17 protein-coding genes and 1 rRNA gene are annotated in these 20,524 nt (G+C 56.3%); 14 read left to right on the top strand and 4 right to left on the bottom strand.

Going from position 1 to position 20,524, the window contains the following annotated elements; genetic code table 11:
- The first annotated feature begins 219 nt into the window (after positions 1 to 219).
- The 12 genes from rrf to G538_RS0111030 all read left to right on the top strand — a co-directional run bounded on the left by rrf (position 220) and on the right by G538_RS0111030 (position 13,617).
- Positions 220 to 336 (top strand): 5S ribosomal RNA (rrf, locus tag G538_RS0111090).
- 264 nt (positions 337 to 600) lie between these two features.
- Positions 601 to 897 (top strand): Asp-tRNA(Asn)/Glu-tRNA(Gln) amidotransferase subunit GatC, encoded by a 297-nt coding sequence (gene gatC, locus G538_RS0111080; protein ID WP_029069380.1) that lies wholly within the window; start codon positions 601 to 603, stop codon positions 895 to 897.
- 1 nt (position 898) lies between these two features.
- Positions 899 to 2,413, top strand: a complete 1,515-nt coding sequence (gene gatA / locus G538_RS0111075; protein ID WP_029069379.1) for an Asp-tRNA(Asn)/Glu-tRNA(Gln) amidotransferase subunit GatA — start codon at positions 899 to 901, stop codon at positions 2,411 to 2,413.
- Positions 2,410 to 3,915 (top strand): Asp-tRNA(Asn)/Glu-tRNA(Gln) amidotransferase subunit GatB, encoded by a 1,506-nt coding sequence (gatB, locus tag G538_RS0111070; RefSeq protein ID WP_029069378.1) that lies wholly within the window; start codon positions 2,410 to 2,412, stop codon positions 3,913 to 3,915. Before gatA ends, gatB begins: the two co-directional genes overlap by 4 nt.
- A 2-nt stretch (positions 3,916 to 3,917) precedes the next feature.
- Positions 3,918 to 4,484, top strand: coding sequence for a GNAT family N-acetyltransferase (locus G538_RS0111065; RefSeq protein WP_051196995.1), 567 nt, complete (start codon positions 3,918 to 3,920; stop codon positions 4,482 to 4,484).
- A gap of 133 nt (positions 4,485 to 4,617) precedes the next feature.
- On the top strand, positions 4,618 to 6,345 hold the full coding sequence (gene ilvD / locus G538_RS0111060; protein WP_029069376.1) for a dihydroxy-acid dehydratase: 1,728 nt from the start codon (positions 4,618 to 4,620) through the stop codon (positions 6,343 to 6,345).
- Between the two features lie 374 nt (positions 6,346 to 6,719).
- The gene (locus tag G538_RS0111055) at positions 6,720 to 8,567 is read left to right on the top strand and encodes an acetolactate synthase large subunit (protein WP_029069375.1); all 1,848 of its coding nucleotides are present in this window, start codon (positions 6,720 to 6,722) and stop codon (positions 8,565 to 8,567) included.
- Positions 8,568 to 8,584: 17 nt separating this feature from the next.
- Positions 8,585 to 9,109 carry an acetolactate synthase small subunit gene (gene ilvN, locus G538_RS0111050; RefSeq protein WP_029069374.1) on the top strand — a complete coding sequence of 175 codons (525 nt, stop codon included), beginning with the start codon at positions 8,585 to 8,587 and terminating at the stop codon, positions 9,107 to 9,109.
- Positions 9,110 to 9,154: 45 nt separating this feature from the next.
- Positions 9,155 to 10,192 carry a ketol-acid reductoisomerase gene (ilvC, locus tag G538_RS0111045; RefSeq protein ID WP_029069373.1) on the top strand — a complete coding sequence of 346 codons (1,038 nt, stop codon included), beginning with the start codon at positions 9,155 to 9,157 and terminating at the stop codon, positions 10,190 to 10,192.
- Between the two features lie 113 nt (positions 10,193 to 10,305).
- Positions 10,306 to 11,220, top strand: a complete 915-nt coding sequence (locus G538_RS0111040) for a phosphotransferase (protein ID WP_084618327.1) — start codon at positions 10,306 to 10,308, stop codon at positions 11,218 to 11,220.
- 54 nt (positions 11,221 to 11,274) lie between these two features.
- Positions 11,275 to 12,318: a 3-isopropylmalate dehydrogenase gene (locus G538_RS0111035; protein ID WP_029069371.1), complete on the top strand. Its 1,044-nt coding sequence runs from the start codon at positions 11,275 to 11,277 to the stop codon at positions 12,316 to 12,318.
- A 171-nt stretch (positions 12,319 to 12,489) separates the two neighbouring features.
- On the top strand, positions 12,490 to 13,617 hold the full coding sequence (locus G538_RS0111030) for a branched-chain amino acid aminotransferase (protein WP_029069370.1): 1,128 nt from the start codon (positions 12,490 to 12,492) through the stop codon (positions 13,615 to 13,617).
- Between the two features lie 146 nt (positions 13,618 to 13,763).
- On the opposite strand, the gene G538_RS0111025 is transcribed toward G538_RS0111030, so the two are convergent.
- The 4 genes from G538_RS0111025 to G538_RS0111010 all read right to left on the bottom strand — a co-directional run bounded on the left by G538_RS0111025 (position 13,764) and on the right by G538_RS0111010 (position 17,384).
- Positions 13,764 to 14,441 (bottom strand): hypothetical protein, encoded by a 678-nt coding sequence (locus G538_RS0111025; RefSeq protein WP_157544440.1) that lies wholly within the window; start codon positions 14,439 to 14,441, stop codon positions 13,764 to 13,766.
- Positions 14,442 to 15,068: 627 nt separating this feature from the next.
- Positions 15,069 to 16,037, bottom strand: coding sequence for a hypothetical protein (locus G538_RS0111020; RefSeq protein ID WP_029069368.1), 969 nt, complete (start codon positions 16,035 to 16,037; stop codon positions 15,069 to 15,071).
- A complete protein-coding gene (locus G538_RS16385) occupies positions 16,034 to 16,705 on the bottom strand; it encodes an ABC transporter ATP-binding protein (protein ID WP_051196992.1) in 672 nt (223 codons plus the stop codon). The genes G538_RS0111020 and G538_RS16385 overlap by 4 nt, the downstream gene beginning before the upstream one ends.
- A 52-nt stretch (positions 16,706 to 16,757) precedes the next feature.
- On the bottom strand, positions 16,758 to 17,384 hold the full coding sequence (locus G538_RS0111010; RefSeq protein WP_029069367.1) for a PadR family transcriptional regulator: 627 nt from the start codon (positions 17,382 to 17,384) through the stop codon (positions 16,758 to 16,760).
- A gap of 398 nt (positions 17,385 to 17,782) precedes the next feature.
- Here G538_RS0111010 and cimA point away from each other — a divergent pair, with 398 nt between their 5' ends.
- Together cimA and lplAB are read left to right on the top strand one after the other, a co-directional pair.
- Entirely contained in the window at positions 17,783 to 19,369 is a 1,587-nt protein-coding gene (gene cimA / locus G538_RS0111005) for a citramalate synthase (protein ID WP_035834128.1), read from the top strand.
- Between the two features lie 60 nt (positions 19,370 to 19,429).
- Positions 19,430 to 20,479, top strand: coding sequence for a lipoate-protein ligase LplAB (lplAB, locus tag G538_RS0111000; RefSeq protein ID WP_029069365.1), 1,050 nt, complete (start codon positions 19,430 to 19,432; stop codon positions 20,477 to 20,479).
- Positions 20,480 to 20,524: the final 45 nt, after the last annotated feature.

Below are 20,524 nucleotides of genomic sequence, written 5' to 3'. Positions count from 1 at the left end.
TGAAGGCACCCACCAGACCAGTGGGTTGATAGGCCGGATGTGGAAGCGAGGACTAACGACTCGTGGAGCTGACCGGTACTAATACGCCAACCACTAACACACACACAAAACACCGCAAGAACCCTGCTCATATCACACGTCCACTACCCGGTCCACAAACCACAACCCCAAACCACACCACACTCTTCCAGACACACGTGCTTAAGGTTTCGACGATTTTGCGGCTGTCACAGCGGCAGGGAAACGCCCGGTCCCATCCCGAACCCGGAAGCTAAGCCTGCCAGCGCCGATGGTACTGCACCCGACAGGGTGTGGGAGAGTAGGACACAGCCGCAACCACATTATCGCAGGGCCCCCAACACCACACGTGTTCGGGGCCCTCACCATTACCCCCACGGTAGACAGGCACACAGTCATGTGCGCGACACCCAAGCCACGGCCACAGACCACACGGGGGCACCCCCAGTACGCCCGGTACGCACACGACAGACCCTCCAGGCCACAGTGGCACGCGCAAACCGCAGGCAAGTGCGCGACGACCACAGCCAAGAACGTTGGAAACTGAACAACAACCTTGCGGCGAGCAACTAGACTAGTTCTATGTCCACTATTTCCCGTGATGAGGTCGCGCGCGTTGCTGCACTTGCACGCATCGAGCTGCGCCCAGAAGAAGTTGACCGCCTAGCTGGTGAGCTCGACGTCATCGTGAACGCTGTGGCGCAGGTGAGCGAAATCGCCACGCCAGACGTTCCTGCCACGAGCCACCCCATTCCATTGACCAACGTGTTCCGTACTGACGAACCGACTGCTCCCCTCGACAGGGAGAAAGTCATGGCCGCAGCACCATCCAGTGAAGACGGCAAATTCCTCGTACCGCAAATCCTCGGGGAGGAATGACATGACAAACATCATCAAACTTTCAGCCAATGACATTGCTGAAAAACTCAATTCAGGTGAGCTCACCTCAGTAGAAGTGACACAGGCGTTCCTTGATCGAATCGCAGCTGTCGACGGAACAATCAACGCCTTTGTAACAGTCACTGCTGACGATGCACTCACAACAGCACGCGAAGTAGACGAACTACGGGCGCAGGGAGCAACACTGCACCCACTTGCTGGTGTACCAATCGCCATCAAAGACGTTGTAGTCACTGACGGTGTGCAAACAACCGCAGGATCAAAAATGCTCGAAGGGTGGATCCCACCTTACGATGCCACCCTGGTTGAGAAGATTAAAGAAGCAAAACTTCCCATCCTTGGAAAAACCAACATGGACGAGTTCGCGATGGGATCCTCCACCGAACACTCCGCATACGGCAACACCCTTAACCCGTGGGACACCGACAGGATCCCAGGTGGGTCAGGCGGTGGATCAGCCGCAGCTCTCGCCGCTTTCGAAGCTCCTTTAGCAATTGGAACTGACACAGGTGGTTCCATCCGTCAGCCCGGCGCAGTCACAGGAACAGTTGGTGTGAAACCAACATACGGCTCAGTGTCACGCTATGGCTTGATCGCTATGGCCTCATCTTTGGACCAAGCTGGTCCAGTCACCAGGACCGTTGTCGACGCGGCTCTCCTTCACGAACTTATCGGTGGGCACGATCCCAAAGACTCCACCTCACTACCGGACCCAGCAGAAGGCTATGTCGCCGCAGCGCAGCAAGGGCTAACGGGTGACCTTACAGGTGTGCGCATCGGGATTGTGAAAGAGCTGACTGGTGAGGGTTACCAGCCAGGTGTGCAAGCGCGATTCGAAGAATCAATCAACACGTTGCGTGCAGCAGGAGCGGAAATCGTTGAGGTTTCCTGCCCGTCCTTCACATCGGCGTTAGCGGCGTACTACCTGATTATGCCCGCCGAAGCATCGTCAAACTTGGCTAAGTTCGACGGCATGCGGTTCGGTCTACGCGTTGAACCAACAGAAGGCCCTGTCACCGCAGAGCGGGTCATGGCTGCCACACGTGGAGCGGGGTTCGGCGATGAAGTGAAACGACGCATCATCATTGGAACATACGCGTTGTCTTCGGGCTACTACGACGCTTACTACGGTTCTGCGCAAAAGGTTCGCACCTTGATCCAGCGCGACTTCACAGCCGCTTTTGAAAAAGCTGATGTTTTGGTGTCACCAACATCCCCCACAACAGCCTTCAAATTCGGTGAAAAACTTGATGACCCCCTAGCGATGTACCTCAATGACATCGCAACAATTCCAGCGAACCTTGCTGGCGTACCAGGGATGTCCATACCGAACGGCCTGTCAGATGACGGCATGCCAGTAGGTTTCCAGATCCTCGCACCGATTCGAGAAGACGCTCGCATGTACCGCATCGGTGCGGCTTTGGAGTCAGCTCTCGAAAAGCAGTGGGGCGAACCCCTCATCAACCGTGCGCCAGAACTGGAGGCTCAAGCATGAGCGTAGAAGCCGTTGACCTTGTTGCCTACGACGAGGCTGTGACACAGTATGACCCCGTCATCGGTATTGAAGTGCACGTTGAACTTGGCACAAAAACCAAAATGTTCTGCTCTGCTGAGGTCGAATTTGGTGGAGAACCCAACACACAAGTGACCCCCGTTTCGCTAGGGCTTCCAGGGGCGCTTCCCGTTGTTAACGGCACTGCTGTTGAGTCCGCTATCAAAATTGGTCTTGCATTGAACTGCACCATTGCAGAGTCATGCAGATTTGCGCGCAAGAACTACTTCTACCCGGACGTTCCAAAAAACTTCCAAACATCGCAGTATGACGAACCCATCGCGTTTGATGGGTATCTCGATGTTGAACTAGATGACGGTGAGATCTTCCGTGTGGAGATCGAACGGGCACACATGGAAGAAGACGCCGGGAAAAATACGCACGTTGGTGGTTCAACTGGGCGTATTCACGGTGCCGAGTACTCACTTGTTGACTACAACCGTGCCGGAATTCCTCTTGTGGAAATCGTGACGCGGCCAATCGAAGGGGCCGGTACCCGCGCACCTGAGGTTGCCCGCGCCTATGTGCAAACACTGCGTGACATCTTCCGGGCGCTTGATGTTTCAGAGGCTCGCATGGAACGCGGAAACGTCCGCGCTGATGTGAACCTGTCGCTGCGGCCGACACCGCAGTCTCCACTCGGTACTCGCACAGAGACAAAAAACGTCAACTCGTTCCGTTCCATTGAGCGTGCCGTGCGCTACGAGGTGCAACGCCAAGCAGCGCTCCTCAATGACGGAAAGAGCATCACCCAGGAGACTCGTCACTGGCATGAAGACACAGGTGTAACCACCGCTGGGCGTGTGAAATCTGACGCTGAAGACTACCGGTACTTCCCTGAACCTGACCTCGTGCCTGTGGAACCAAGCCGTGCATGGGTTGAAGAACTTCGTGCGACGCTGCCAGAACTTCCCGCAGTTAAGCGCCGCCGGTTGCGTGAAGAGTGGAACTACAGCGACGTTGAAATGCGTGACGTTGTCAACGCTGGCGCTCTTGAGCTCATTGAAACCACCGTTGCCGGGGGCACAAGCCCAGCAGCTGCACGCAAGTGGTGGATGGGGGAACTAGCGCGCTACGCCAAAGACAACGAGATTGACCTGGCGACAGTACCAGTGACTCCGGCTCACATCGCAGAGTTGCAACACCTCATTGATGAGAAGAAAATCAATGACAAGATCGGCCGTCAAGTGCTTGAGGCTGTACTTGCTGGTGAAGGAACTCCTGCGCAGATTGTGTCAGACAAGGGCCTGGAGATCGTTTCCGATGATGGTCCACTGTTGGAGGTCATTGATCAGGTACTTGCTGATCAGCCAGACATTGTGGAGAAGGTCCGTTCCGGGAACATGGGGCCAATCGGTGCCATTATTGGTGCAGTCATGAAGGCAACCCGCGGTCAAGCAGATGCTGGCCGTGTACGTGAGCTCGTTCTCGAACGTATTCGCTGATCATGATCGGTCCGCGTTTAACCGGTGAACTTGTTGCCCTGCGTCCCGTGGAAACACGGGACGCAGGGCCACTGGCTATTGCCGTCGCAGATGCTGAAACTCGACGCCTTACCGGCACAGTTGCGACATTCACCGAAGAGGGCATCCTTCAGTGGATTGAGTCAACAACTGAGGCGCCGGATCGTGTGGACTTCGCGATGACTTCTTTGATGCCTCTCAGCGATGGTTCAGTGAGTGATCAGTGCATTGGCGAGATTGTCATCAACGAGATTGATCACCATGTTCGCAGCGCTAATTTGCGGCTCCAGTCATTGCCGCAGTACCGCGGACGCGGTTATGGGCGTGAAGCGATCTCATTGGTGATGGGGTATGCCTTTGCTCCTGCCCCACAGGGGTTGGGGCTACACCGGTTGTCGTTGGAGGTTCTTGACATTAACCCACGTGCCCGGATGCTCTATGAATCCTTGGGGTTTACCCAAGAGGGAGTGTTGCGGGAAGCTGCTCGCGATGGTGATGGCTGGTGCGATGTCATCGTGATGAGTGTCCTAGAGGACGACTTCACGGAATAGCTCGCTCTGTTAACGATGCCCCGGAGACTACTAGTCTCCGGGGCATCGTGCTGTGTTGTGTGGATGGGTTCCCTGATGGCCGTGGTCTGCTAGCCAAGAAGCGAGAATGTGATGGGCGCCATAGACTCTTGATATGACTTCTACACCGAATCCAGATGCTCCCCAGGCACCCCGTTCACCTCTCAAGCCTCGGTCGTGGCAGGTAACTGATGGGTTAGAGGCAACTGCCTCGCGGGGGATGCTGCGGGCTGTGGGGCTTGGCGACGAAGATTTCGCGAAACCCCAAATTGGTGTCGCGTCGTCGTGGAATGAAATCACTCCTTGTAACTTGTCGTTAGATCGACTCGCTCAAGCTGTGAAAGAGGGCGTTCACAGTGGAGGCGGTTACCCACTGGAGTTTGGCACGATCTCCGTCTCAGATGGCATCTCCATGGGGCATGAGGGCATGCACTTTTCGTTGGTGTCTCGCGACGTCATTGCCGACTCCGTGGAAGTGGTGATGCAAGCTGAACGCCTTGATGGTTCTGTGCTGCTTGCAGGGTGTGACAAGTCTTTACCTGGGATGCTCATGGCAGCGGCCCGCCTTGATCTCGCGAGCGTGTTTCTCTATGCGGGCACAATCATGCCGGGATGGGTGGAACTCACTGATGGAACGCAAAAAGATGTCACCCTTATTGATGCTTTCGAAGCCGTGGGGGCATGTGCTCGAGGCCTTATGTCGCGTGAGGATGTAGACCGTATTGAGCGGGCAATCTGTCCGGGTGAGGGTGCGTGCGGTGGAATGTATACCGCAAACACTATGGCGTCAGTGGCTGAAGCTCTCGGTATGTCTCTCCCTGGTTCAGCGGCCCCGCCAAGTGCTGACCGGCGTCGTGACATGTTTGCCCGTCGTAGTGGGGAAGCGGTCGTTGCGATGTTGGAACAGGGGATTACCGCTCGTGACATTATGACGAAGCCGGCATTTGAGAATGCCATTGCGGTTGTCATGGCTTTGGGGGGTTCTACTAACGCCGTGTTGCACCTTCTGGCAATTGCTCATGAGGCAGAAGTTGAGTTGACGTTGGATGACTTCGCACGGGTGTCGGCAAAGGTTCCACACCTTGCTGATGTAAAGCCTTTTGGTCGGTATGTCATGAACGATATTGACCGTATCGGTGGCGTCCCTGTGGTGATGAAGGCGTTGCTGGATGCTGGATTACTGGACGGTGAGTGCCTCACGGTGACGGGCAAGACTGTGGCGGAGAACTTGGCGCAGATCAACCCTCCTGACCCTGATGGAAAGATACTCCGTGCGCTCAAACATCCTATTCATCACACGGGTGGAATCACGATTTTGCATGGCTCGCTTGCCCCTGATGGTGCTGTGGTGAAATCTGCTGGGTTTGATGAAGCAGTGTTTGTGGGCACGGCGCGGGTTTTTGATCGCGAGCGTGCTGCGATGGATGCTTTGGAGGACGGGACTATCACGGCTGGTGATGTTGTGGTGATCCGCTATGAAGGGCCTAAGGGTGGGCCTGGCATGCGGGAGATGCTAGCGATTACGGGGGCAATTAAGGGCGCTGGGCTTGGGAAGTCAGTGCTACTCGTAACGGATGGTCGCTTTTCTGGTGGCACAACAGGTTTGTGTGTGGGGCATATTGCGCCAGAGGCAGTGGATGGCGGGCCTATTGCTCTTGTTGAGGACGGCGATCAGATTCGCCTTGATGTTGAGCAGGGAACGTTGGATCTTCTGGTTGACGATGCGATACTTGCGCAGCGCCGCGAAGGTTACGTGTCGCTACCGCCTCGATATACTCGCGGGGTTCTGGCCAAGTACGCCAAATTAGTGGGTTCTGCGTCCCAAGGCGCTGTCCTCGGGTGATGGGGCACGCAGTCGCGTCGCATCGAAAAGTGAGACGATTGTCTACGATGTGAGACGATGGCGGGGTGGGGTGACATCCCCTGATGCAGGGCGTAGTCTGCATATATGCGTTCGACAATTCTTCTTGTAGTACTTTAGCGCGTTGGCAAAGCCGACTGACTAGAGTCGATTGTCAACGCGCGGATCCTCCCAGACACCTCACCCGGTGCGGGGGGTTTTTTCATGTCAGCGCCCAGTCGCTGACATCCGTTCTTGGCTCAGAAGGCCGAGAGCACATCGACGGACACGGCGAGGTTCACGCCTCGTTAGCACTCGTCCCGACCAGCTTGACCAGCAGCCGGCAATAGCAGTCAACCAATGAACAGGAGAACTTGATGGTTCAGGCCAACAAGCAGGCACCGAAGCCGCAGGCTTCTAAGCCGGCTCCCAGCCCAGCCGCCCTGGCGCGGCCTGCGCACAGTGCACCAGTGTCGTATGAGTGCACCGGTGCCGAGTCGATTGTGCGGTCTCTCGAAGCGGTCGGTGTCGACACGGTCTTCGGTATTCCCGGTGGTGCGATTCTGCCCACTTATGACCCTTTGATGGATTCCAAAAAAGTCCGTCACATTCTTGTCCGTCACGAGCAAGCTGGAGGCCACGCCGCGTCCGGGTACGCTCACGCAACCGGCCGTGTTGGCGTGACGATGGCAACCTCAGGCCCAGGTGCCACAAACCTGGTTACCCCCCTTGCCGATGCAAATATGGACTCCATCCCCATGGTCGCGATCACTGGGCAGGTGGGTGCGTCACTGATCGGAACTGACGCATTCCAAGAGGCCGACATTGTCGGCATCACCTTGCCAGTGACGAAACACAACTTCCTCGTGACCGACCCCGCAGACATTCCGCGCACGATCGCCGAGGCATTCCACATCGCTCAGTCTGGGCGCCCAGGCCCAGTGTTGGTGGACATCGCAAAATCTGCGATGCAAAGCCAAACACGCTTTGACTGGCCACAAGATGTGAACCTTCCTGGTTACCACCCGGTGACAAAACCTCACTCCAAGCAAATCCGCGAAGCTGCACGCCTCTTGGCGTCCGCGCGCAAACCAGTGTTGTATGTCGGTGGTGGAATTATCCGATCAGGCGCAGCAGCTCAGTTGCGTAAACTGGTGGACCTTTCAGGTGCAGCAGTTGTCACCACATTGATGGCACGTGGAGCACTGCCTGACAGTCACCCACAAAACCTCGGTATGCCAGGTATGCACGGCACGGTCCCAGCCGTTGCCGCACTGCAGAAAGCAGACCTCGTTGTTGCGTTGGGTGCGCGATTCGATGACCGCGTGACAGGGCGGCTCGACTCTTTCGCGCCACTGGCGACCATCGTGCATGCAGATATTGACCCGGCAGAAATTGGTAAAAACCGTGCCGTAGATGTTCCGATTGTGGGAGACCTGAAAGAGGTCATCGACGATCTGCTACCCGAACTTGCTAAGGAACACGAGAAGAACGGCAAGCCTGATATTGAGGGCTGGTGGCGTCAGATTGACTCGTGGCGTGAAACCTACCCGCTGGGTTACACCGAAACAGACGATGGTCTCCTCGCGCCGCAGTTTGTGATTTCACGGCTCTCGGAAATCTCAGGACCTGAGTCCATTTATGTTGCAGGTGTTGGGCAGCATCAAATGTGGGCGTCGCAGTTCATTCGCTATGAGCGGCCAAATTCGTGGATCAACTCTGGTGGTTTGGGAACCATGGGGTTCTCCATACCGGCAGCAATGGGAGCCAAAGTGGGGTCGCCAGACCGCACAGTATGGGCAGTAGATGGTGATGGCTGTTTCCAAATGACAAACCAAGAACTGGCAACCTGCGCCATCAATGACATCCCGATCAAGGTTGCGCTGATCAACAACTCATCACTGGGTATGGTGCGCCAGTGGCAAACGCTGTTCTACAACGAACGGTATTCCAATACTGATTTGCACACCGGGCACGGAACCAAACGGATCCCTGACTTCGTGAAACTCGCAGACGCCTACGGGTGTGAAGGTATTCGAGTGGAACGTCTTGATGAGGTCGATGCGGCAATTAAACGCGCCGAGGAAATCAATGACCGTCCCGTGGTCATTGACTTCAACGTGTCACGGAACTCCATGGTGTGGCCGATGGTGGCAACAGGCGTGGCCAACGATGACATTCAATATGCCCGTGGAATTTCGCCCGCGTGGGATCGCGAAGAGTAGAGAGAGGAACCACAGTAATGTCACGCCATACCCTTTCTGTGCTCGTGGAAAACAAGCCCGGTGTGTTGACCCGAATTGCTGGGCTTTTCGCCCGACGCGCCTTCAACATTTACTCCCTAGCGGTCGGTCCAACGGAACACGAAGAGCTCTCCCGAGTGACTGTTGTTGTTGACGTTGACGAACTGCCGTTGGAGCAGGTGACAAAACAACTCAACAAACTTGTGAACGTCATCAAGATTGTTGAACTAGAAGCCGGAAACGCCGTGCAGCGCGAGCTGATGCTCATTAAAGTAAAAGCAGACCATTCATCTCGTTCAGGTGTTCTCGAAATTGTGAACCTGTTCCGTGCGCATGTGGTTGATGTTGTCCCAGACACCGTCGTCATTGAAGCCGTAGGAAACCCGGACAAGCTTGACGCACTATTGAACGCGCTAGAGCCATATGGCATCCGCGAGATTGTGAAATCAGGGGCGATCGCTGTTGCCCGTGGTTCACGGTCCATGACTGACCGCGCTTTGGACCGTTCCTCGCGCGTTAACTAACGACACATAGACTCACAACAATTCACTGACCCTAAGGAGAATCCGGTGGCTGAACTTTTTTACGACGACGATGCTGACCTCTCGATCATCCAGAACAAAAAGGTCGCTGTCATTGGCTACGGTAGCCAAGGCCACGCCCACGCCCTGAACCTTCGCGACTCCGGTGTGGACGTTCGTGTTGGTCTGCGCCCAGGTTCCGCATCTGCGGAAAAGGCAACTAACGAAGGTTTGACAGTCCTCCCTGTTGGTGAGGCTGTGAAGGAAGCTGACGTCGTTGTCATCCTCACCCCTGACCAGGTGCAGCGCACCGTGTACTCCGAAGAGATTGCACCTAACCTCAACGAAGGTGCGGCACTGGTGTTCGGTCACGGATTCAACATCCGCTTCGGCTACATCACCCCAGAAGCTGGCCACGACATCCTCATGGTTGCCCCTAAGGGTCCAGGTCACTTGGTGCGCCGCGAATACGTTGACGGCCGTGGTGTGCCAGTCATCGTTGCTGTTGAGCAAGACGCTTCAGGTGGCGCGTGGGACCTCGCACTGTCCTACGGCAAAGCCATTGGTGGTCTACGGGCCGCTGGTATCAAGACCACATTCACTGAAGAGACCGAAACTGACCTGTTCGGTGAGCAGGCAGTGCTGTGCGGTGGTGCTTCCCAGCTGGTTCAGTACGGTTTCGAGGTCCTCACCGAAGCTGGCTACCAGCCTGAGGTTGCCTACTTTGAGGTGCTGCACGAGCTGAAACTCATCGTTGACCTCATGTGGGAAGGTGGCATCGCCAAGCAGCGTTGGTCAGTGTCTGACACTGCAGAATACGGTGACTACGTCTCAGGCCCACGTGTTATCACCCCTGAGGTGAAAGAAAACATGAAGGCTGTTCTTGCTGACATCCAAAACGGTGCGTTCGCTGACCGGTTCATCAAGGACCAAGAAGCAGGCGGGCAAGAGTTCAAGGAACTGCGTGCCAAGGGTGAAGCGCACCCCATCGAAGCAACTGGCCGTGAACTGCGCAAGCTGTTCGCATGGAGCAAGCGCAGCGATGACAACACCAACGACTACGTCGAAGGCAGCGTTTCTCGCTAAATAGCACCGCGTCTCACCGAAGGCCCGTACTTCCTCTCTCACGGGGGAGTGCGGGCCTTCGACATGAAGAAATTCAGTCGTTATGCAACTCAGTGCACTGTTAGGGTGCCTGCATGGTGCGTATGACGTGGGGTGAGTTACCGAAAGAAGCGGTGGCCTTTGTTGAGGCGATGTTGGGCGGGTCGGTTGTCTGGACGCAGAGTCAGCCGGGTGGTTTCTCGGTGAGTGTCGCCTCCAGGGTGCGCACTTATACAGGGGTGAGTGGCTTTGTGAAGGCTGTTGCGCGTGCAGTTGACTCGGATACCTATGACTTACTCGTCCGCGAACGAGAGGTGATGGGTGGTCTTCCATCTGTTGTTCCGGTTCCACGATTACGGGGATGGCGTGATGCTATTGGTCGAGCTCACTGGATTGTCTTGGTGTTCGACGACATTGAAGGGCTAGCTCCGGAAGGATTGGGCGACGCCGAGAAAGTGTTAGACGCCATCGCTGTTCTTCCGCCTGCTGCGGGCGCGTTGGCAGAATTGCCAGATGCTGGTGACGAGTTGAGTCCGGCATTCTCGTTGTGGCGTAAAGTCCCAGCAAACTGCGCCGCGTTGGCCGGATGGGCTGTCAGCGATGTGGCTAAGGTTTATGAGTTGGCTGAATCTGCGGTTGATGTTGTTCGCGGGGACCACATAGTTCACAATGACCTGCGCTTAGACAACGTATTGATCGATGAAACAGGCAAGGTGTGGCTTGTTGATTGGCCCCACTGCGTTCAAGGCTCTCCCATGTATGACGGGTTGATGTTTGTTGTTGATTGTTTGCGGAATGATCCGTTGTTTGACGTTGACCAAGCGCTCATGCATGATCTTTTCTTCTCGGTCCCTGACCGGGATATTGATGCCGTTTTGGCTGGTTTCGCTGCGTACTGCGTATACATGGCTGAACAACCTAGTCCGCCAGGTGCGCCCCATGTAAGAGAGTTTCAGCGAGACACAGCAAAGATGTTGCTGGATCTGCTGCAGAGGCGATGGAACGTGTGACCGCATCGTGAAACTGCCATCCCGCTTCGTGGACAACGCGGGTAGTCTGTTGCTATGACGCAGAACATCAACTTGGCAGTCGTCGCAGGGGACGGCATCGGCATCGAGGTAGTTGAACAAGGGCTCGCTGCGCTTGACGCAGCGCTGACAGGGACAGGCGTTTCCGTTGCTCCCACTGAGTTCAACCTTGGTGCAAAACGCTGGCACGAAACAGGCGAAACCCTCACTGACGAGGACCTCAACGCCATCCGCACTCATGATGCGATCCTCCTGGGAGCAATTGGTGACCCCACTGTGCCATCAGGTGTTCTAGAACGCGGTCTGCTCCTCAAACTCCGATTCTCGCTTGACCACTACGTGAACCTGCGCCCAGGGAAACTCTACGAAGGTGTGACCTCGCCCCTCGCGCACCCAGGCGACATCGACTTCCTCGTCGTTCGCGAAGGAACCGAAGGTCCTTATGTCGGTAACGGCGGCGCGATTCGTGTCGGCACACCACACGAGGTCGCCAACGAGGTGTCAGTGAACACCGCATTCGGTGTGGAACGTGTTGTACGTGACGCCTTCACCCGCGCCGCCGCCCGGGAACGCAAACACCTGACCTTGGTGCACAAACACAATGTCCTCGTGCACGCAGGGCACTTGTGGCGCCGGACAGTGGAGCGCCTCAACGAAGAGTTCCCTGAGGTCACAACCGACTACCTGCACGTCGATGCAGCCACAATTTTCCTCACGACGAACCCGTCGCGATTTGATGTCATAGTCACCGACAACCTGTTTGGTGACATCCTCACAGACCAAGCTGCCGCAATCACCGGTGGCATCGGGCTAGCGGCATCGGCCAATATCAACCCCGACCGCACCGCGCCATCCATGTTCGAGCCTGTTCACGGCTCTGCCCCAGATATTGCAGGCCAAGGGAAAGCAGACCCCACAGCGACAGTGCTTTCTGTAGCGCTCATGCTGGATCATTTGGGCTACGGCGAGCAAGCGCGCCGTGTTGAATCTGCTGTTGCCGCGGACCTCGTTGAGCGTGGGACAACCACGCGGTCAACCGCTGAAGTTGGGCAAGCCATTACCGACCGAATCCGCGGATAAGTACCACAACGGTAATGTTGTTGTGTGTCGGCGAGCGTTCGTTCGCCGACACACTCACACCTGACGTGGGTGCCTGTGGCAGTGACGTGGGAGGCTCGGCTTCTATAATGAGACCATTGCGCGTTCCCCAGTGGGGGAGCGCCCCGGGTCGTCAGTTGAAAGGCCGAAAACATGAGCTCAACGCTCGACAAGAACACTCGTTCCCTCGATGAACTGGTTGCTGACTTCGATGTGGTGACGTCAGACTCACCGGCATCCGTGGCAGACCGGGAAGCGCTGAAAGCAAAACCAAAGTTTGGCACCGTGTTCACTGATCACATGTCACGGGTTTCGTGGACCGCCGCTGACGGTTGGACCAACCGGCGCGTCGAAAAATATGGCCCACTGTTGATGGACCCAGCTGCCGCAGTGCTGCACTACGGCCAAGAAGTTTTTGAAGGACTCAAAGCCTACAAACACGCTGATGGTTCCGTGTGGTCATTCCGACCAGAACAAAATGCCATGCGCTACGCGCGGTCGGCGCACCGTCTTGCACTCCCCGAATTGAGCGCGGATGATTTCCTCGCGTCTGTGGCGGCTCTTGTGCGCACAGATATTGACTGGATCCCCACAGGGGACGAGGCGAGCCTGTACCTGCGCCCGTTCATGTTTGCCTCCGAGGCGTTCCTTGGGGTTCGCCCATCACTTGAGGTAGAACACCTCGTTATTGCTTCCCCCGTGGGACCATACTTCGCTGGTGGAGTGAAGCCAGTCAGCATTTGGATTTCACAGGAATTCGCCCGTGCGGGTAAGGGCGGTACTGGCGAGGCGAAATGCGGTGGCAACTATGCGGCGTCTTTGCTTCCTCAACGTGAAGCGGCGAAAGATGGCTTCGATCAGGTCTGCTTCCTTGATGGAGCACCTGAGCCAGCCATTGAAGAGCTTGGTGGCATGAATGTGTTCTTCGTGCACAGCGACGGCAGTGTTGTCACCCCGAAATTGTCTGGGTCAATCCTGCAGGGTGTGACACGAATGTCGATCATCCAATTGCTTGTTGACCGTGGGATTGAGGTGCACGAACGCCGGGTAACTTTGGCCGATCTGCGCACAGATCTTGAATCCGGTCAGATTGTTGAAGCGTTCGCCTGTGGCACGGCAGCAGTGGTGACGCCGATTGGTCGGCTCGCTGACGGCACCTTCGACGTGACAATCAACAACGGTGAACCAGGCGCTCTCACCATGGATGTGCGGGCTGAACTCACTGACATTCAGAATGGTCGCCGCGAAGACCGCCACGGGTGGATGACCCGCCTGGCATAAAGGCAGACGGAAGCACGTAGGGCTTCCCGTTGTGCACGCTAGGGCACAGTAACGCAAGGGCGGGGCTGCGGAACATTGTGTTCCGTAGCCCCGCCCTTAGTGCGTGCACGTGGCACTTAGGTTCTTGCGTGGTGTGGCGGCCTGGTTTAGGTAGATTCCATGGCGATGCGTGCGTGACGTTGACCAATCAACGAACCAATAACCGGGCTGAGCGCCAAGGGCAAGACAACGGCAATCAGTGTGGGATAAGACGGCAGCCAGGCGGCAACACTGACAGGATCACCTTGGTTGTACTCGGCGCGGTAGTACATCAGGATCACACCGGTCAACGTGCCAAGAACTAATGCAAACCCGGCTGACACTGCGGCTATATAAACAGCCCGGAACACGTCAATGCGGCGTAGCTCGTGAGGGTTGAGTCCCTGCCGTGACAACGGTGCACGGCTCAGCGCTATCTCATCTCGAGAAAGCAATCCGGAGTAGGTGATGACCAAAACCGAAACCACAGAAATCGGCAGTGCAAAGGCATAAGTAACCAGTCTGATGTACTCGCCCGCCGGTCCCATCATTTGTCCCTCTGTGTCATGTTGCTGAGCAACAGAGTTAAAGACAACGCCTATTGTCATAAGGAGAGCCAAGGGTAAAACCGAGTGTGCAGTCACGATGGGGCGGGCCGCGAGTTCCCGGGCGGCATACCTTTGGGGTAGCGACTTGTCTTGGGATAGCCGCTCGATACCGCGAATAGCTGTGGGTATCGTGAGATATGCGCCAATGAGAAGGAAAACCCCACCGAAGGCTAGCCCCAACAGCGGTTGTGATACCAAGGGGGGCGTAGCTGCATTCGATCTCAGGTGAGCGGCACCCGGGGCCGAGCGTTGTGGCGGAGACAAACATTAAAGCAAAGGCGGCGAGTATGAGCGTCGGGCCCGCAACGGTAAGGACAAGATAACTCGCGTGTGAACGGTTTTTACTCCTGAAACCTCCCTCCATTGCGCTGGGATTATGGATGTGCTCAATAGGAGCGTTAACCGTCAAACGGGTGTAGAGAGATGCGGCCACAGCTGGGATGAGCGTAGTGATGAACGCTCCAAGTACAGAAAACACGATGATATAGAGATACGCATGGGTATGTGCGATTCCTTGCCACCCAAGATATGGGTTACTCCTGTGGAAAAGAACGGCGTTGCCTGTGATAGCGAAAATAGCCACGACACTGCCGATGAGCAGCGCAGGAACTAGACGACTCAGTAACATGGTGCGTTGCCCAGCGCCAATGCGTTGAAGTTGTGTTAACTCAATGGTGCGGCGGCGGTGACTTCGAGCATAGAGCGGAAACGACAGCACCATGACGACGGTGAGTAACCCTAAGGCATAGAGTATGGATACTAATGACCAGCTCCATACAGGGTTTAATGCGTCTGCATCAGCGCGGAGGTCGAACGCTTCAAGTGCTAACGAGGGATTCTCCCCAACGGTCGCAGCCCGAAGCCCCCATCACCGGCTTCAGCTGTTAGAGGGATGACTAAGTTGAGTGTTTGAGAATCGGTGAGCCGGCCAGAAGGGAGTAGATAGAGTAATTCTTGCGGCTGTTGGGCGGCAAATTCAGAGTGCTTCGAGGAATCGTCCGGTGGCCAGTCGTCGCTGAGTGTTTGCGGGCGTTCGGACTTCTCCACTATTCCCACATTATGTGAAAACAGAATGTCACCTGTTAAGCGTTGTATTGTGGGGGTGAATGCGCCCACAACGGTGTAAGGGCTGGTATTAACACCGGTGGTGAGCGTGATGGAATCGCCAACCTGCAGTGTGTGTATGTGATCGGATGATGCGTTTCTATACGAGTCGTGGCGACGTACATATGATTCGGGTTTGCTGCTGGCTACCACAATTTCGTTATCTGCTTTCGGGAGCCTACCGGTCTCTAATGTGAAAAGCCCCGACATCTCAGGGCGTGACCAGTCTGCCGCGAGACCTACGATCGACTGATCTATCAGGTAGCCATCTTGCCTTACCGCCGTTGGTTCGTCATTAAGTGTGGCTGTGATTGGGTATGTTGCTATCGCATCTTCAAGAACATCATTGAGTAATGCAAAGTCAGATTCTCCGCTGCCGTAGGGCATGGACCCGTCTAGGTAATCCTCGGTTGAGGTTGGCCGCTCCGAGAAGCTGGCGAATAGGTCAAATGTCGGTGAAGCTGGGTCAGGTGATGACGCATCGAGTGCTGAAAACGTCATACCAACTTCCTGTTGATCCTCGAGGAAACTAGAGGTCCAAGCGATCCGTTGATCAACAAAGAGAGACACAGCGTAGCCGAGAACAATGCTGAGGATGACAATGAGGACACCTGTCGCGATCGGGTTGTTCTTGAGATCGCGCAATCCAAGTTTGATCGCGACAGGTGAGTGTGAGAAGGCACGTTTCATCGTGTCTCACCGCCGAGCAGGGTGGCGGTAGACATACTGGTGCCTGTATCTGAGGTGATTGTTCCGTCTTTGAGGTAGATGACTCGGTCAGCCCATGCAGCGTCACGGGCATCATGGGTGACGAATAGCCCCGTCGCCCCGGCATCAATGTGCGCTCGGATGAGGCGCATGACCTCGTCACCTGCGGCGCTGTCAAGCGCCCCTGTGGGTTCATCGGCGAGGATGATGTCTCTGTGTGATGACAACGCGGCGAGCACTGCGGCGAGTTGCCGTTGCCCGCCCGAAACCTGGTGGGGGAAAAGTTCGCATACGTCACCCAAGCCTTGGTCAGTGAGAAGCAGGCGAGCTTGTTGGCAGGCGCGCCGGGGCCGTTCCCCATTGAGTTCTAGGGGGAGGGCAACGTTCTCTTCCATGGTGAGTGCCTCGATGAGGTTACCCCGCTGGTGGACGGTCCCAAACGATGACCTGCGCAGGGCAGCGCGTTCTGTTGCAGTTGTTCCCCGCAAATAGGTTTGGGCAACAAAAACGTGTCCAGAGTCCGGTGTTGTTATGCCGGAAATAATGTTGAGAAGAGTCGATTTTCCGGCACCGGAAGGTCCCATGATGGCGACTAGTTCCCCGCGGGTGACGCTGAGGTCAACACTGTCGAGGATGACCCGTGTTGTCATACCGTCTGGGTAGGTGTGTGTGTGACGGACTGGAGTTGAATGGCGATGTCACTCACTGGGCATCCCCCTTGCTTGCGTTAATGCTCACTGGTGGGCTAGCAACGTCGGCGGCGTGGGGAGAAGGTTGAAAGGTGGCGGTGTGGGCCGCACCGAGGCCCATAGCAATTCGTGATTCAACGTGGTCGAGCCACCGCAGTTCAGCTTCCAGGGTGAAGATGTAAGAGTCGAGTAGGAGCGACCAGGCGGCGTCGTCCCGGCTCAATGTGGCCATGGGGCCTAGTCGAGATTTGAGACGAGTGTAGTCGCGCAGTGCTGTCAGGGTTTCTGTGCGTTGTGCGCTGACAACAGCAGCGGTGTCAATGTGTGGTGAGGTGACGGCAAGTGCCACTTTAATGGTGACTTCTTGGCGGGTTGGGGTGTTCCTTGGGGCAGCTGAATACCACCACGTGCGTGCCTCTTTTTCACCGGCTTGGGTGATCGTCCAGATTGTTGCGCCGGATTGGTCGGAGTCGCTTTGAGTGGCTAATCCATCGCGTTCGAGGCGTTGCAGTGTTGAGTAGATTTGGGAAATGTTGAGCGGCCAGGTACCGCCTGTCCGTTGTTCGAATTCGCGGCGCACATCGTACCCAGGCAATGGGGTTTCCGTGAGGATGGTGAGCAGTCCGTGTCTGACTGACATGTTCTCTCCTTGGTTGACCAGTGATGTTACTGAGTAACTTGGATGCGCTGGTGTGAGCATGACTCAACCTGTTACTGAGTAACAACACTGGTGCGTGGGCCAATCACTAAACGTGCCGATGCATCGGGCGGGTGAAGAAATCCCTGACTGTGAGACGGGGATTGGCCGTAGTGGACACCGAGCATAGAATGTGGCCTATGGCACTGCAGCAGCTCATTATTTGTTAGCGCGTTCGACTCACCCCGTCGAACGTGCAAACCTCCCATGACCCCATCGGGAGGTTTTTTTGTTGGCAAAGCACACCCAGCCCAGCCAGCAACATCGCCAGCGAGTAACCCTCCAGCGTGTTGATCTGCAGCACAGCCGTTAGCCCCATAGAGCGAAAGTTGAGAAAGACCGTGACCCTCCACGTGTACGACACGACCCTGCGCGACGGTGCCCAGCAAGAGGGGATCAACCTGTCTGTGACAGATAAGTTGGCTATTGCGCCGCTCCTTGACGAGTTGGGTGTGGGGTTCATTGAGGGTGGTTGGCCTGGCGCGGTCCCCAAAGACACAGACTTTTTCGCTCGGGCAGCCAAGGAACTTCACCTCACCAACGCGGTGTTGGCAGCGTTCGGGGCAACCCGCAAAGTTGGGGTGCGCGCTCAAGACGACAAACAGGTCCGCGCTCTTCTCGATTCACAAGCGCCCGTCATCACCCTCGTCGCAAAGTCAGATATTCGCCACGTGGAGCGGGCTCTCAAAACTGATGGCGCCGAAAACCTCGCGATGATCCGTGACACGGTGGCGTTCCTGAAAGATGAAGGACGCCGTGTATTTGTCGATGCGGAACACTTTTTCGATGGCTACCGCTACGACCCGCAGTACTCCACCCAAGCCGTGCTCACCGCGTTTGAAGCAGGCGCTGAGGTTGTGTGCCTCTGCGACACCAACGGAGGGATGCTTCCCACCTGGGTCACCAACATCATCACAGAGCTCCGCGCCCACACTGGTGCTGGGATCCTCGGGATGCACGCCCACAACGACTCGGGTTGCGCAGTTGCCAACACCCTCGCAGCCATTGACGCAGGCGCCGGGCACTTCCAAGGAACAGTCAACGGCTACGGAGAACGAACAGGCAACGTTGACCTCATCACCACCGTGGCGAACCTCGACATCAAGTACGGGCGCCCAGTCCTCAACGGTGGAAGCCTCGATGATGCAACCCGCATTGCGCACGCCATTTCGGAAATCACCAACATTTCCCCCTTTGCGCGCCAGCCCTACGTCGGTGCCAGCGCTTTTGCCCACAAAGCAGGGCTTCACGCATCGGCAATAAAGGTCGACGCCGACCTCTACCAACACATCGACCCAACCCGGGTCGGTAACGACATGCGGATGCTGGTCTCCGACATGGCAGGGCGAGCCTCCATCGAACTCAAAGGCCGCGAACTAGGTTTCGACCTTGCAGGCCAACACGACGTCCTCACCCGCATCACTCAACGAGTAAAACACGCCGAAAAACAGGGCTACACCTACGAGGCCGCCGATGCCTCATTCGATCTCGTTCTGCGTGACGAAGTATCCGGTGGGCTACCCGCATACTTCAGTGTGGAATCATGGCGAGCCATCGTCGAAAATCACGGTGAAACCGGTGACGAAGCAATCGCCGAAGCAACCGTAAAAATCCACGCAGGCGGAGAACGCATCATCATCACCGCAGAAGGAAACGGACCAGTCAACGCACTCGACCAAGCCCTCCGTAACGCTGTCGAACGGATCTACCCCGAGATCGCAAAATTCGAACTCATCGACTTCAAAGTCCGGATCCTCGACCAAGAACAAGGCACCGACGCCATCACCCGAGTACTCATCGAAACAACAGACGGCGTGACCTCATGGTTCACTGTCGGAGTTGGCCCAAACATCCTTGAAGCATCATGGGAAGCACTCACAGATTCCGCAATATACGGGCTCATTCACGCTGGAGTAGACCCCGTCTAACACGGCAAGCATGAGGAACACCACACACCCTCACGGCGTCAGCGGCGTAAGATCGACCATGTGAGAGCAGAGTATAAAGTCCCCGGTGGCAAGCTTGTAGCAGTAGACCTCGACGTGATCGACGGGCACCTCGCCAACGTTCGAATTCACGGAGATTTCTTCCTCGAACCCGACGACGCGCTCGAAGACTTCGACCAGGCACTTACTGGCATGCCTCAAAACGCTAGCTTCACCGAGATGCGCGAAGCGGTTGAGTCAGCGCTCAAACCTGGTGTCACCATGATGGGGTTCTCCCCACGCGACATCGTCGTTGTGGTGCGGCGCGCGCTGGGGTACGCAACAACCTGGGATGACCACACCTTCGACATCATCCACGACACCCCAGAACTACCGCACATGCAGATCGCCCTAGACCAAGCCCAAACAGAAGCAGTCGAACAAGGCCTACGAGGCCCCATGCTGCGCATCTGGGAATGGGGCGGCAACGCCGTCATCATCGGCTCATTCCAGTCCTACCGCAACGAAGTTGACGAAGACGCCGCCCACCGCCACGACGTCACCGTCGTACGGCGAATCTCCGGGGGAGGGGCGATGTTCGTTGAACCAGGCAACACCATCACCTACTCACTCATTGTCCCCGGGTCGCTCGTTGATGGAATGTCCTTTGAAGAGTCCTACAAGTTCCTCGACCAATGGGTCATCGACGCACTAGCCGACGTTGGTATCAACGCTCGCTACGTCCCACTCAACGACATCGCCTCAGAACACGGCAAAATTGCCGGGGCAGCACAAAAACGCCTCGCCGGTGGAACTGTCCTGCACCATGTGACAATGTCCTACAACATTGACGCCGACAAAATGCTTGAGGTACTGCGGATTGGCCGCGAAAAACTCTCCGACAAAGGCACAAAATCAGCCAAAAAACGCGTTGACCCGCTGCGCTCGCAGACCGGTATGACGCGCGAAGACATCATTGAAGCGTTCAAAGCACACTTCCGTTCCCGCTACGCCACACAGGATTCAGTGGTCAGTGATTGGGAACGGAACCGGGCCAAGGAACTCATCGACACTAAATTTGGCACCGAGGAGTGGTTAAAGCGCGTCCCCTAGGGGCCAGTTGAGCGGTGTTTTGGGAGTTGTGGGATCCCCACAGGA

This window comes from Jonesia quinghaiensis DSM 15701, assembly GCF_000423205.1.
Lineage (GTDB): Bacteria > Actinomycetota > Actinomycetes > Actinomycetales > Cellulomonadaceae > Jonesia > Jonesia quinghaiensis.
The sequence above is the reverse complement of the archived record's forward strand: the minus strand, read 5'-3'. Positions and strand labels throughout refer to the sequence as shown.

Coding starts and splice junctions, on each gene's coding strand:
- gatA (WP_029069379.1), top strand. CDS start 899: ATGACAAACATCATCAAACTTTCAGCCAATGACATTGCTGAAAAACTC.
- gatC (WP_029069380.1), top strand. CDS start 601: ATGTCCACTATTTCCCGTGATGAGGTCGCGCGCGTTGCTGCACTTGCA.
- G538_RS0111055 (WP_029069375.1), top strand. CDS start 6,720: ATGGTTCAGGCCAACAAGCAGGCACCGAAGCCGCAGGCTTCTAAGCCG.
- G538_RS0111035 (WP_029069371.1), top strand. CDS start 11,275: ATGACGCAGAACATCAACTTGGCAGTCGTCGCAGGGGACGGCATCGGC.
- gatB (WP_029069378.1), top strand. CDS start 2,410: ATGAGCGTAGAAGCCGTTGACCTTGTTGCCTACGACGAGGCTGTGACA.
- G538_RS0111010 (WP_029069367.1), bottom strand. CDS start 17,384: ATGTCAGTCAGACACGGACTGCTCACCATCCTCACGGAAACCCCATTG.
- G538_RS0111020 (WP_029069368.1), bottom strand. CDS start 16,037: ATGAAACGTGCCTTCTCACACTCACCTGTCGCGATCAAACTTGGATTG.
- G538_RS16385 (WP_051196992.1), bottom strand. CDS start 16,705: ATGACAACACGGGTCATCCTCGACAGTGTTGACCTCAGCGTCACCCGC.
- ilvD (WP_029069376.1), top strand. CDS start 4,618: ATGACTTCTACACCGAATCCAGATGCTCCCCAGGCACCCCGTTCACCT.
- G538_RS0111030 (WP_029069370.1), top strand. CDS start 12,490: ATGAGCTCAACGCTCGACAAGAACACTCGTTCCCTCGATGAACTGGTT.
- G538_RS0111040 (WP_084618327.1), top strand. CDS start 10,306: ATGGTGCGTATGACGTGGGGTGAGTTACCGAAAGAAGCGGTGGCCTTT.
- G538_RS0111065 (WP_051196995.1), top strand. CDS start 3,918: ATGATCGGTCCGCGTTTAACCGGTGAACTTGTTGCCCTGCGTCCCGTG.
- ilvN (WP_029069374.1), top strand. CDS start 8,585: ATGTCACGCCATACCCTTTCTGTGCTCGTGGAAAACAAGCCCGGTGTG.